Annotated in this window: 11 protein-coding genes; 1 reads left to right on the forward strand and 10 read right to left on the reverse strand. The window is 50.0% G+C overall.

Translation table 11 applies throughout. The features are described 5' to 3' along the window. Window positions 1-9: 9 nt before the first annotated feature. The gene (locus tag KNO69_RS13220) at window positions 10-312 is read left to right on the forward strand and encodes a hypothetical protein (protein ID WP_214689076.1); all 303 of its coding nucleotides are present in this window, start codon (window positions 10-12) and stop codon (window positions 310-312) included. Window positions 313-343: 31 nt separating this feature from the next. Here the strand turns inward: KNO69_RS13220 and clpB are convergent, their stop codons facing one another. From clpB to KNO69_RS13270, 10 genes are all read right to left on the reverse strand, one after another. Then, window positions 344-2,935, reverse strand: coding sequence for an ATP-dependent chaperone ClpB (gene clpB / locus KNO69_RS13225; protein ID WP_214818603.1), 2,592 nt, complete (start codon window positions 2,933-2,935; stop codon window positions 344-346). Window positions 2,936-2,954: 19 nt separating this feature from the next. Continuing rightward, window positions 2,955-3,824, reverse strand: a complete 870-nt coding sequence (locus KNO69_RS13230; RefSeq protein ID WP_214818605.1) for a DnaJ C-terminal domain-containing protein — start codon at window positions 3,822-3,824, stop codon at window positions 2,955-2,957. Between the two features lie 140 nt (window positions 3,825-3,964). Continuing rightward, window positions 3,965-5,137 carry a CamS family sex pheromone protein gene (locus tag KNO69_RS13235; RefSeq protein ID WP_074037823.1) on the reverse strand — a complete coding sequence of 391 codons (1,173 nt, stop codon included), beginning with the start codon at window positions 5,135-5,137 and terminating at the stop codon, window positions 3,965-3,967. 130 nt (window positions 5,138-5,267) lie between these two features. Continuing rightward, window positions 5,268-6,746, reverse strand: coding sequence for an LPXTG cell wall anchor domain-containing protein (locus KNO69_RS13240; protein ID WP_214818607.1), 1,479 nt, complete (start codon window positions 6,744-6,746; stop codon window positions 5,268-5,270). A gap of 235 nt (window positions 6,747-6,981) precedes the next feature. After that, window positions 6,982-8,976 carry an NAD-dependent DNA ligase LigA gene (gene ligA, locus KNO69_RS13245; RefSeq protein WP_214818608.1) on the reverse strand — a complete coding sequence of 665 codons (1,995 nt, stop codon included), beginning with the start codon at window positions 8,974-8,976 and terminating at the stop codon, window positions 6,982-6,984. Between the two features lie 9 nt (window positions 8,977-8,985). Then, window positions 8,986-11,202, reverse strand: coding sequence for a DNA helicase PcrA (gene pcrA, locus KNO69_RS13250; RefSeq protein WP_078146263.1), 2,217 nt, complete (start codon window positions 11,200-11,202; stop codon window positions 8,986-8,988). A gap of 38 nt (window positions 11,203-11,240) precedes the next feature. Then, window positions 11,241-11,921 carry a heptaprenylglyceryl phosphate synthase gene (pcrB, locus tag KNO69_RS13255; protein WP_214818610.1) on the reverse strand — a complete coding sequence of 227 codons (681 nt, stop codon included), beginning with the start codon at window positions 11,919-11,921 and terminating at the stop codon, window positions 11,241-11,243. 89 nt (window positions 11,922-12,010) lie between these two features. Further along, window positions 12,011-12,244, reverse strand: coding sequence for a hypothetical protein (locus KNO69_RS13260; protein WP_074037828.1), 234 nt, complete (start codon window positions 12,242-12,244; stop codon window positions 12,011-12,013). A gap of 12 nt (window positions 12,245-12,256) precedes the next feature. Further along, window positions 12,257-13,639, reverse strand: coding sequence for a TrkH family potassium uptake protein (locus tag KNO69_RS13265; RefSeq protein ID WP_078146261.1), 1,383 nt, complete (start codon window positions 13,637-13,639; stop codon window positions 12,257-12,259). Window positions 13,640-13,674: 35 nt separating this feature from the next. Continuing rightward, a complete protein-coding gene (locus tag KNO69_RS13270) occupies window positions 13,675-13,980 on the reverse strand; it encodes a YerC/YecD family TrpR-related protein (protein WP_015880718.1) in 306 nt (101 codons plus the stop codon). Between the last annotated feature and the right edge of the window lie 49 nt (window positions 13,981-14,029).

A 14,029-nucleotide genomic window follows, 5' to 3' on the forward strand; every position in this document is an offset into this window, starting at 1 on the left:
GCCACGTAGGTGCAGTCATTACCAATTGACGGATTATTCTATATTGGGTTGGGTACAATTTTTATCGTTACGACTTTACTCGGGTTCGGAATCAAGCGATGGACGAAACAAGGTATGATGGGATTTTACACGCTACTCGCAACAAGTCTTGGCTTATTCTTTTGGCTACTGCTCTGGTTTCAAGAAGCGACCCGCGCCAGCTTTATGGGAACCATCCCATGGGTACTCAACTTATTTTTCGGAACGGTACTCTATCTCATTTTTATAGGCATCAGTTATTTAATTTTGAGAAGAAAGCGTCGGCATACATAAAAGAGGAATCCGGTTGTGGATTCCTCTTTCTTTATGCATTGACTGTCGACGGGCGTAACGTCAACGCCCCGTTCTCGACATCGATGATGACCGTTTGACCATCCTCGACATCTCCAGCGAGGATGCTACGGGCAAGTTTCGTCTCAATCGTCCGTTGCACGTACCGGTTGATCGGTCTCGCACCGAATTGTGGTTCATATGCTTCGTCAGCAACGAACGTTTTGGCTGCGTCGGTGATCTCGATATGAATCGAGCGTGTCGTGAGCCGCTCGCTCATCCGTCCGACCGCTTTCTCGACGATTTGACCGATTTGGTCTTTCGTGAGCGGATGGAACAGAATCGTTTCATCGACCCGGTTCAAGAATTCAGGACGGAAATGGCGACGGAGTTTGTCGAGCACTTGACGCTCTTCGTCCTCATCAATCACGCCATCTTTCGCCGCTTCGAGCAAAATGTCTGCCCCAATGTTCGACGTCATGATGACAATCGTATTTTTGAAGTCGACGATGCGCCCGTGCGAATCGGTCAATCGACCATCATCGAGCAATTGTAGCAAGATGTTGAAGACGTCCGGATGTGCCTTCTCGACCTCATCGAGTAAGAGGACCGAGTACGGGTTACGGCGAACCGCTTCGGTCAACTGGCCGCCTTCCTCATATCCGATATAGCCAGGAGGCGCTCCGACGAGACGAGATACGGCATGTTTCTCCATATATTCACTCATATCGAGGCGAACGATATGGTCTTCTGAGTCAAACATCGCTTCTGCGAGCGCCTTCCCGAGTTCTGTCTTCCCGACCCCCGTCGGTCCGAGGAAGAGGAATGAGCCGATCGGACGATTCGGATCTTTGATGCCAGCACGCGCTCGAATGACCGCATCGCTGACGAGACGAATCGCATCATCTTGTCCGAAAACGCGTTTATGCAAGACTGCTTCTAGATTGAGGAGCTTATCTCGCTCTCCTTCTGTCAGTTTCGTCACCGGTATGCCCGTCCATTTTGAGACGACCTCGGCGATTTCTTCTTCTGTCACTTCTTCCCGCACGAGTTCGCGTGTCACCGAACTCGCCAACTGTTCCGCTTCTTCGAGTTCTCGCTCAAGCTCCGGGATTCGTCCGTATTTCAGTTCCGAGGCCCGGTTCAAATCGTAACGACTCTCTGCCTCTTGTAACTCGAGACGTACTTTCTCGAGATCTCCGCGGATTTGTTGTACGCGGTGCGTCGACTCCTTCTCATTCTCCCAGCGGAGACGTAACGAGTCAGACTGTTCACGAAGTGACGCCAATTCCTGTTGAAGCGCCTCAAGTCGCTTCATGGAAGCGGCATCGCTCTCTTTTTTAAGAGCCGCCTCTTCGATTTCAAGCTGCATGACCCGACGGACCAATTCATCGAGTTCAGCCGGCATCGACTCCATCTCCGTCCGAATCATTGCACACGACTCATCGACGAGATCGATCGCCTTGTCCGGCATGAAACGGTCGGTGATATAGCGATTGGATAATACAGCCGCTGCGACGAGCGCGTTGTCATGGATGCGTACCCCGTGGTGAATCTCGAAGCGTTCTTTCAAACCGCGCAAGATGGAAACCGTATCCTCGACATCCGGTTCAGCGACAAGTACTTGTTGGAAACGCCGCTCGAGGGCCGGGTCCTTCTCGATATATTGACGATACTCGTCAAGTGTCGTCGCACCGATACAATGCAGTTCGCCTCGGGCGAGCATCGGTTTCAACATGTTCCCGGCATCCATCGACCCCTCCGACTTCCCTGCACCGACAATCGTGTGCAGTTCATCGATGAAGAGGATGATGGTGCCTTCCGCTTCTTTCACTTCGGACAAGACGGCCTGTAGACGTTCCTCGAACTCCCCACGATATTTCGCACCGGCAACGAGGGAACTCATATCGAGACTGAAGATGGTTTTGTCTTTCAAACTTTCCGGCACATCTCCACGAACGATACGCTGGGCGAGCCCTTCGACAATCGCCGTCTTCCCGACACCAGGTTCCCCAATGAGGACTGGGTTGTTTTTCGTTTTCCGACTCAAAATCCGGATGACACGACGAATCTCGCTGTCTCGTCCGATGACCGGATCGATTTTACCTGTCTTCACTTCTTGAATGAGGTCGCGTCCGTATTTCGTCAAGACGTCATACGTCGCTTCAGGCGACTTCGAAGTGATCCGACGATTGCCTCGTACGGCGACAAGCGCCTCACGGAGACGTTCTTCGGTGACACCTTTCCGTTCGAGCATCGCCTGTGCTTGACTACTGTTCAACAAAATACCGAGTAGAATATGTTCGACCGATACGTACTCATCATTCATCCCCGTCGCTTCTCGTTCCGCCGTCGTTAGAACGTTCAGCAAAGAAGCCGAAATCATCGGTGTCGTCGGATTTTGAAGTTTTGGTGCATTTCTTAAAGAAAGCGCGACTTCTCCTTCAATCTCTGACACGTTGATCTCCATTTTTTGAAACAGCAATGGCGCAATCCCGTCCGTCTGTGAAATCATGGACGCCAAGACATGCCACTCATTGATTTCGCTATGATGATACTGTTTCGCTAACGCTTGTGAACTGACAATACATTCATGTGCTTTATCTGTAAAACGATTAAAGTCCATCACGATTCCTCCTTATCTATTAACGTTCGATTTGTTCATATACAGCCCGGTACGTCTCATCAAGCGGCAGATCGACTTCGAGTTGCACGAACAAGTCCGACCGCACCTTCGAGCCGGTCATGACACCTCGGCCCGGAATACGCATCCGTTGTCCCGGACGGCTTCCCGGTTTCACTTTCAACTTCACGCGTCCCCCGTCGAGTGTCGCAATGATGACGCTCGTCCCGTCTAAAAACTCAAGCGGTCGCAAACGCTTCACGGTCACGATATGCTCTCCTTCGCGACGATACGTATCGTCATCGGCAAAGTGAAGTTCGACATATACATCACCTCGGTTTCCCGATTGTCCGACCCGGCTACCTTTTCCTTTCAACCGCAACTTCTGACCTTCGTAGGCACCTTGTGGAATCTTGACGTTCACGGTACCCGTTTGAAGACGTAGACTCACTTTCGACTCTTTCGTCAATTGACTAAGCGGGATGTTGACACGAACAGTCTCATCCAAGTCTTCCTCGACTGCTTGGTCAAAGAAGCTTCCGAACATATCTTCAAATCCGAACGTCCGCGACGTCGTACGTGACCCACCGCCGAATTGTCGGAATAGATCTTCGAATTGTGACGAGCCTTCCCCGTAAGTCTCTCCACCGCCACCGAACCCTTGTCCGAACGACGGTCCATCCGGGCTACCGTATCGATCATAGTTCGCCTTTTTCTCTGGGTCGCTCAATACGTCAAACGCTTCCTGGACCGACTTGAATCGTTCTTGTGCGCCAGGGTCTTTATTGACGTCCGGATGGTATTTTTTCGCCAGTTTCCGGTATGCACGTTTAATCTCTTGCTCGGTCGCTTCCTTGGAGACCCCGAGCTCGTCGTAATAGTTTTTAGCCATATGGATTCACCTCACCTATCCCTTTCCCGTTTCTGTTAACTCTATTCTACTCAATTGGTCAAATAAGGTCAAAGATTATCCTTTCACTTTTCATACGAAAAAAAGAAGAGATTCGTTTCAAAAAACGAACCTCTTCTCGATTAGAAGTAGACTTTCGGGCTATCCATGCCGTCCTCAAACACAATCGTCACTTCAGGGTCTCCGCCAAGTGACGTCACGTTGATACGAACCGGAACGTTCCGATTATATTCCCAACGGTTTTCAAGCAAGCCGACAACGTGTTGTGTGAATCCGACGAGCTCAGCGCGACTGTAAAACTGAATCGGGATATCAATCTCCATTCTCGATAAATCTCCATTCTGATAAAAACCTTTCCCAATCATCCCGCTATAATCCGGGAAAAGGTCTGCGATCCGATCGCTGAAGAGCGTAAACTTCTGAGCGTCCTCGCGTACGTCAGACGTCGCTGATGTCGACGGGAAGTAGTAGTACTTCTCATCAATCGCTTTCCAGTCGTCCGATTTGACTTGATCCGCCGTCCCAACGAAGGCCGATTTGATATAGTTTCCCGGTGTCGGTGAACCTTGTGTCGATTTCATATAGAGCGCGACATTGATATCGAGATCCTTGAAGTCTTCCCGCTTCCGTAATTGGGAGACGAGCTCGTTCGCCATACGTTCCCCTTCTGCGATCACTTTCTTTTGATCGAGTTTGACGGTGTACGTCGGACCATAGTTCGGTGCTTGGAAGACATACTCACGATTCAATATGAGTGCAAACGATACGCCTCCAACCTGATACCCGCTGTCCTCTTTCGTCATATAGTTCTGTTCGACAATGGAAGCTAAATAAAGTGGTGACTTCTTGTTCGCATCGACAAACTTGTCGTCTTCGACTTCTGCCTTGCCATCCGCATATGCCGGGTTCAAGGGTGTCAATCCTTCATTACTTTTATCTTTCCGTGCAAGTAAACGGGACACATCCTCCGCGTTCAACAGCTGTCCCTCTTGATAAGCGAACTTTTCCGGGTCGAACGCGTCCGTTGAATGACGCATGAGACCGAGTTCGACTTCTTCGAGTTCTAACGATGAACTGACTTGACGTTGGGCGAGACCTCTCGCTGCCGCCGGTTTGAACGGAATGACCATCTGGTAGTAAGAGTCACGGGCTTCGATCGCTTGTGTGACGCCTTCGGCCGCTGTTTCGTCCCCTGTTGGTGTCGCTTCTTCTTCACCCATCGGTATTTTCATTGAACATCCGCTCAACAATAGCGCAGAGGCGATTGTCGGGATGACGAGTTGTTTCCATTTCATCTATGTCTAGCTCCTTTGAACATCGTTTCCTATTTCACTTTGTCCATTATAACAAAATCGTTCCACGAAAAAAGTATCGAAGCGGAATCAGAACAAATCCCTTCTCGAATGAACGAGAAGGGATTTCGATTTATGGTTTCGTTGACGGGTGGTTGCGACGAATCAACAGTAGGAGTCCCGACGCGAAGAGAAGTGTACCGAGCATGACGTGCCACAGATCATCCGCTTCGCCTGTCATCGGAAGTACGCCTTGTGCGTACGGATTGGGTTCATCTATGTGCTCGACTCGTTTCGCTCCACTCTCTTTGACAACGACTGTCACGGCAGGTGGTGTGGTTTTCACCTCTGTCTTCTGTTTGTTAGCGTCTTGTTTCGGCTCTTCTTTTACCGGAACAGGTTGCTTCACCGCCACCGGTACGTCAACGGAGCGAGTAACCGTGATCCCTTCATCCACCTCGAAGATGAATGTGGTACGTTGAATCAATTCAGCCCCGGCTCTCACATCATAAGATGGGAGGAGCGGAAGCTCAAACGAGAACGTCACTTCTTCTTCCGGACCGAGTCCGTCTCTGTAGGTAGGAATTGCTTCGACTTGCTCCGCGAATCGTTGATTTGCCTGGTTTCGTTCTTCTTCTGTCAAGGCACCGCTTGGCCATGTAAGAACTGCTTTCGCTAAAAACAGGGTGACTCTCGAAGGATTGGTGACCGTATACGTATAGCGAACGGGCTCTCCCGGTTGAACGGTCGCCTTCTCAACCGTCGCATTCACGGTGAAGTCTGGTGTTTGTAAAAGGATAATTTGTTGACTTTCTGATGTGACGACCCGGTTGAATTCATCCAGCCCGGTCACCCGAAAGACACTGCCGATTTCAGGATGTGCGTCGAACGAATATCCGGTCGGAATCGATAAGACTTCTGTCACTTCCACCCGTTCCCCCGGCAAGAGACCGTCTTCTCCTATTAATTCATGCAAACGATCAAATACGTGTTGATTGAACGATTCGATTGATTGATGATCGATGTCTCCGCTCACATACTCGTGAGAGAATTCTGTCACCGTCATCGGCGTGTCTCCTGTGTTTTCTACAATGAACGTATACGATATTTCGCCTCCGACAACGGCTCGGTCGACTGCGGCGATGTTGATTGCTTCAACGGCGAGCTTCGGTAACGTCGATTCAATCGCCGGCTCTTCGACGACTGGTTCTGGTTCAACCGGTGGCGTCACTTCTTCTGATGGATCTGGTTCTGTGACAACAGGCGGTTCTTCCTCTTCGACAGGATAAGCTTCCGTGATGGTGTTTGGAGAAAACGTATACGGTACACCTTCCGCATCATAGAGCGTGATGAGGTCAATCAACGAGTCGTCTACTACTTCCGCATCAATCATAAATCGCCAAACGTCAGCTGATTCACGGACCCCGTAATACGTGATTCCTTCATAGACAAGACTTGATTCGTATAATGTTTCGCTTTCCTCATCTGTCAAATTCACTTGGATATACCGGAACGTGGTCGTGTCCGCTTTGGCGGTGGGCACCCCAAATAAGGTTGAAAGGAACATGAGGATGGTAAATACGGCAACGAAGCGCTGGATGTTGTGTGTCATGATGTTGGTCCCTCCTCTAAGGTGAAAACAAGCGCTCGAATCGCAATCGTTCCGATGACGACGTTCACCACGTAGAGGAATGAGAGGAATGTGTGTGTGAAAGTCATGGTGTCAAAGGGTTCTCTCGCAAAAATATATTAGCATTTTGATTTAGTTAATCTATACCCTTCACACGCTTGTGCGAACCTGATCAATCCCAATTATTTCCGAAAAAAACGTTCGCCGAAGCGAACGTTTATGCTTGTTCCTTTAAAAAGTCGAGCAGCTTGGCTTCATCCCATACTTCGATTCCGAGAGATTCGGCTTTCGCCAGCTTCGAACCTGCCTTTTCACCGGCGACGAGCAAGTCTGTGTTCTTACTTACACTTCCCGTTACACTCGCTCCGAGAAGTTCAAGCTGTTTCCCAGCCTCGCCACGTGTCATCTCATGCAACTTCCCCGTCAATACGACTGTCTTCCCAGAGAGCGGTGCTCCTTCCGTCGTTGGTCGTTTCGTTCCTTTGAAGGAAAGATTGACTCCCGATTCTGAAAGTTCTTTGACGAGTTCACGTGCTTCCGGTTTTTCGAAATAGAGAACGATCGATTCTGCCATTTTAGTCCCGATACCATCGATGGCTGTCAATTCTTCGACTGTCGCCGCGATGATTGCATCCATCGTCTCGAACCGTTCTGCAATTAAAGAAGCGGCCTTTTGTCCGACGAGTCGAATCCCGAGGGCGAAAAGCACCCGTTCCAATGAATTTTGCTTCGATTGTTCGATTGCTGAGAGCAAGTTCGTCACTGACGTCTCGCCCATGCGCTCGAGTCCAAGTAAATCATCTCGGTCCAACCGATACAGGTCGGCCACATTGTGAACGAGCCCAGCTTCGTGAAGCTGCGTGATGACTTTCTCGCCGAGCCCGTCGATGTTCATCGCCTGTCTCGACACGAAATGGATGAGTCCTTCAAGCAGTTGTGCCGGACATTCCGGATTGACACAACGATGATCCGCCTCTCCTTCGAGTCGAATCAACTCCGACCCACACGCCGGACAATGCGTCGGGAATTCAATCACCCGCTCTTCCCCGCTCCGTTCACTCGCCAGTGCCGATACGACGGCCGGAATGACATCTCCTGCTTTTTTGATGACGACTCGGTCACCGATATGAAGATCTTTTTCCTTTATAAAATCTTCATTGTGAAGCGTCGCATACGTCACGGTCGACCCCGCCACAGAAACCGGGGCAAATCGTGCCCGTGGTGTGACCTTCCCCGTACGACCGACACTAAAATCGACGTCCTCGATCGTCGTCACGACTTCTTCTGCCGGGAACTTGTACGCGACGGCCCAGCGCGGACTTTTAGCGGTGAAACCAAGTTGTTCCTGTTCTTCATACCCGGCCACTTTGATGACGATCCCATCAATTTCATATGGGAGGTCACTCCGTTTTGTCACGTATGTCTCAATGTAATCCCACAGTTCATCCGCCGTCTGACATGTTGTATAATCTCCGCTCACTGCGACACCGAGTCGTTTCAAATAATCGAGTGATTCGTCATGTGACGCGACGAGATCGTCTTGCGACACCAAACCGTATGCGAAGAACGCCAAATTTCTTGACGCCGCAATTTTTGAGTCGAGTTGTCGAAGTGAACCGGCAGCAGCGTTTCTCGGATTTGCGAAAAGTGGCTCGCCGTTACGTTCTCGTTCATCATTCAATTGTTCGAACGAACGTTTCGGCATGTACGCCTCACCTCGCACTTCAAACGTCACGTCCTCATTTAATCGGAGAGGGATGGAACGAATCGTCTTCAAGTTTTGCGTGATGTCCTCACCCGTCGTCCCGTCCCCGCGCGTCGCGCCACGAACGAGGCGGCCATTCTCATATTTTAACGAGACAGCGAGACCATCAAATTTGAGTTCTGCCACGAATGTCGGCGTGTAACCGAGATCTTTCTCGATTCGCTCCACCCACTCGACGAGTTCTTCTTTCGAGAAGACGTTGCCGAGCGAGAGCATCGGCGTGTCATGTGTCACTTTGACGAATGCGTCGAGCGGAGCCCCTCCGACGCGTTGCGTCGGAGAATCCGGTGTTCGAAGTTCAGGATAATCAGTCTCAATTTGAATCAATTCGTTCATCAATCGGTCATACTCCGAATCCGGCACGCTCGGACGGTCGAGTACGTAATACTCGTAACCATATTGATTTAACGTTTGACGTAGCTCTTCTACGCGTTCTGCCATCTCCATATTCTCACCTCACGCTTTTTCGATAGGGGCAAATTTAGCCAATAGGCGCTTGATCCCGACTTCCGGGAATGCGATGTCGACTTCGAGTTGGTCGCCTTCACCACGTGTCTGTACGACCGTCCCTTGTCCCCATTTTTTATGATTCGCTTTGTCGCCGACATTCCATCCGACCGTTTCGGCACCGGACGATTGGGCGAGTTTCGGCTTCGGTTTCGAACTAAAGCCATTCACCGGTAACTTCCCTGGTGACTCGACCGGGTTCCACGGCATCGGTTTTCTCGCCTTACCGGACCGCTCCAACAACGTTTCCGGCAACTCATGCAAGAATCTCGACTCCGGGTTGTTTTGGAAGCGACCATATAGCATCCGTGACTGGGCACGTGTCAAATAGAGACGCTTCTCGGCACGGGTGATTCCGACATACGCAAGACGACGTTCTTCTTCCATCTCTTCCTCGTCGTTCAAGGCACGGCTGTGCGGGAAAAGTCCTTCTTCCATTCCAATCAAGAAGACGACCGGGAATTCAAGTCCCTTCGCCGAGTGCAACGTCATCAACGTGACTTGATGCGACTCATCGACTTCATCGAGTGAATCGAGGTCTGAGACGAGCGTCAAATCGGTAAGGAAGGCGACGAGCGTCTGTTCATCGCTCTCTTTCTCAAAGTTTTGGGCGACCGACAGAAACTCTTGCAAGTTCTCGAGTCGGCTTTCCGCTTCAAGCGTCTTCTCGATTTTGAGCATCTCTTCATATCCTGTTTTCTTCAATACCTCTTCGACGAGTTCTGAAATGGAGAGGTAGTCCGCCATCTGCCGTAAATCCAGCATCATTTGGCGGAAGTCCGCGAGTTTCGTCGCAGTGCGTGGGGCGATGCCTGACAATTCGATGTCACGAATCGCATCCATAAGTGATACGCCTTGCATATCTGCAAAGTCACCTAGTTTATCAATCGTCGCGGCACCGATTCCGCGTTTCGGCTCATTGACGACGCGAACGAACGAGATGTCCTCATCCGGGTTGGCGATCAATCGCAAGTATGCGAGGACGTCCTTGATCTCTTTTCGCTCATAGAACTTCGTCCCGCCGACCATTTTGTATGGGATGTTCGATTTGAGGAGCATCTCCTCGAGTCCACGTGATTGAGCGTTCGTCCGATAAAGGACCGCCATCTGTCCGTAGTCCATCCCTTCCATCTTCAGCTCTTTCATCTGGTTCATGATGAAGAACGCTTCGTCGCGATCATCCGATGCGACATGGAGCAACAATTTCTCCCCTTCGTCATTTTCAGTCCACAAGTTCTTCTCTTTCCGGGAAGCGTTGTTTTGGATGACGCCGTTCGCCGCCTCTAAAATCCGTTTCGTCGAACGATAGTTTTGTTCGAGCAAGATGACATGGGCGCTCGGATAATCTTTCTCGAACGTCAAGATGTTGGCGATGTCGGCACCGCGCCAACGATAAATGGACTGATCCGAATCCCCGACGACACACAAATTCTCGTGTGCCTGTGCGAGAAGTTTGACGAGCGTATATTGGGCACGGTTCGTATCCTGATACTCATCGACATGGATGTACTTGAATTTCTTCTGATAGAACGCCAACACGTCCGGTGCTTCTTGGAATAAGTGAATCGTCTTCATGATCAAGTCGTCAAAGTCGAGCACATTATTTTGTTTCAGCTTTTTCTCATACGCCGTATAGACGTCCGAGATGATTCGCTCGTACGGATTGTTCCCGACGAGGGCGGCCGCATCTTTCGCCGTGCGCAGCTCGTTTTTATGATTTGAAATCATCCCGAGAAGGGTGCGCGGTTCGTACTTCTTCGGATCGAGGTTCAATTCTTTCAATACCTGTTTGATTGCTGTCAATTGATCCGAGGCATCTAAAATAGAAAAGCTCCGATCATAGCGGATGCGATCGATATCGCGTCGTAAAATCCGGACGCACATGGAGTGGAATGTAGAAATCCAAATGTCTTCGGCGACACCACCCACAAGACGGGCAATCCGATCTTTCATTTCTCGTGCTGCCTTATTCGTGAACGTGATCGCTAAAATGTTCCACGGTGCCACTTGCTTCGCCGCCATCAAATAGGCGACACGATGGGTCAAGACACGGGTCTTCCCAGACCCCGCACCCGCCATGATCAACAGCGGGCCATCCGTATGCTTCACTGCTTCTGCTTGTTCCGGGTTCATGCCTTTGACTAATTCTTCGCTAAGATTATACATAATCGTTTCCTTCCTTGTTCCAAACGTTTGTTCTTATTTTATCGGAGTGCTCGGACAGTCGCAAGTGCTCCAGTTAAGTCTTCATAAATGATATTGCCGACAACAATCGTGTCGACATGTGCACCCATCAATCGCGCCGTCTTTTCTCCCTCAATGCCACCACCGTAAAAGAGATGTGCATCAGGCAACGCCAAACGAATCTCTTTGACGACATCAGGATTCCCGAGTCGTCCACTATATTCGATATAGAGCGAGGGAAGACGGAACAAGTGATGCCCGACTTCCGCGTATGCCACGGACTCTTCCATCGTCAAATCGCATCGCGCTTCCGTCACGTCAGCGACTTTCGCCTCCGGGTTTAAGACGAGATATCCTTGGGCCGTGACAAGACGGGCATCAAAGAAATGGCCATATCGTTCAAACGCACGCGCATGATGACCAATGATCCATTCTGGAGTTCCTGCATTCAGCACGGTGGGCACGAAGTAATGATTGAATCCGTGGATGACTTGACTAGGATGGCTAATCTCAAGTGCGATTGGAATCCCGGCATCTCGGACTCTCGCATAAAGCGCAAATGTATTCTCTGCATCAATCCCATCCGTTCCCCCGATCAAAAAGGCGTCGGTCCCCGAATGGATGAGCGCCTGGAGGACCTCATCTGTGAGCTCCTTATTCGGATCTAGTTTAAACACATGTCGCCACGTCTGAAATTCCAACTCATTCCCTCCTATCGAATCCTTCTCTAGTGTATCGATTTTTTTGCTCGCGTGCATCTCCCCAACAAAAAAAGACTTGCCGAAGCAAGTCACGAACGTGCCGTACGATTCCGTTCCCGATCCGTCAGCCATTTCGCAACAAGCAGGGCGAATAGACCGTAAACGGGGACGAACCAGAGTGGATTCGCTAGAAAGAATCCGAGCACCGGTATGTCAAGGAGCGGCGAGTCCGGTGAACAGAGTGCCGTTCCATTGACGATGGCGATAAACGGAAGAACCGGAACAATGAAGACGTATCCGAAGTTGATCCAAAATGCTTTCATATGACAATCTCCTTATCCTAAGATGATTGATTCTTTTGGATAGTTATACATCCGCTTCGGTTGTCTCCGTTGCAGGATGAGAATGAAGGCGATGACGCCGATTCGGCCGATGAACATGAGAATCGTCAACACCCATTTTCCAACGTTACTAAACTCGGAAGACAATCCGACGGATAGACCCGTCGTCCCGAACGCAGAACACGCCTCGAATAAGATTCGTGTCAACGAAGCATCCTCAAAATAAGCCATGACCATGACACCTGATAGTAACACGGCAAGCGAAACCGTAATGATCACGAACGCTTTCCAAATATCTTCAAGGACGATTTCACGACCGAAAATTTTAATGGACGAGTCCCCGCGAATGAAGGCGATGACAGCGAGAACGGCTACAGCAAACGTCGTCGTCCGAATCCCCCCACCGACAGACGATGGAGATGCCCCGATGAACATCAGGATGGACAGGAGCAACATGCTCGCTTCAGAGAATAGATTGACATCGACCGTCGATAGACCACCATTTCGTGTCGTCACGGATTGGAACAACGAATCCGATAGTGCCAACCAGAGCGGCAAGTCCTTAAAGGCATTATTGTATTCAAAGATGAACAAGCCGACCGTACCGACGGCAATCAAAATAAAGAAGGTTGAGACCGTCAATTTCGTGAACAACGAGAATCGACTCGGGAACGTGTGACGTTTCCGTGTGATTCGGCTCACCAAGTACGTTCGAATCTCTACAAGCACCGGGAATCCGATGGCACCACCGGTCATGAGCGCGATTTGCGTAAAGATGACGAATGGGTCCTCACGGAATGGCGCGAGCGAACTTCCCGTAATGTCAAACCCGGCATTCGTCGTCGCACTGATCGACCCGAACAATCCTTGTAAGAAGGCTTCTCCGATGGTATCAAAATAATTTAAGTAATGGACCCCGAGCACGACGGCACCGACCGCCTCGATGGCGATAACGGTGATCACGATTTCCGTGATGTATTTAACAATACCAGACATGGACGTCTGGTTTTGGTCGCGTAAAATCAGTTGTCTTTCCCTAAACCCAATCCGTTTCCCAAGTAAGATCCACATGATGACGTGCAAACTGATCAATCCGACACCGCTCACTTGGACGATGAACAGAATGATAAATAAGCCGAACGTGGAGAAAGTATCGGTGACTACAATCGGTGTCAGGCCGGTGACACTGACACAGCTCACCGCAAAGAAGACAAGGTCGGTAAACGTGATCGTCACTCCAGGCTTATGGGCGATTGGTAAGGCGAGGAGCAAAACTGATAAAATCGCTGCCGCACTATAAATTAACACGAGTGTTTGGACCGGTGTTAAACTTCGAAAGAACAATTGTAAGTTCAGTTTCATGAATTTCTGTTGCATCTCGCCCCTCCCCTCCATCAAAAACAAGATGACTCTTACGAGTCACCTTTTGTTTGTTGTAGACGTTCAAGAGCGAGATCGTATCCACCTGTCCCATAGTTCAAGCATCGCTTCACACGTGAAATCGTGGCCGTTGAGGCGCCTGTCGCATCCTCAATTTTATGATACGTGTTTCCTTCACGAATTTGCCGCGCCACTTCAAGTCGTTGCGCAAGTGCTTGAATTTCATTAACAGTCGCTAAATCTTCGAATAATTGATAACAGTCTTCGAGTGTCTCGAGCTTCAAAATCGCTTCAAACAATTGATCGAGCTCTCGACCTCGTAATTTATCGAGTTGCATCCGCAAGCATCCTCTCTACTCATACTTCTTTCTCATTCTAAAGCAGGGG

This window comes from Exiguobacterium sp. s131 (genome assembly GCF_018617345.1).
Classification (GTDB): Bacteria; Bacillota; Bacilli; order Exiguobacteriales; family Exiguobacteriaceae; genus Exiguobacterium; species Exiguobacterium profundum.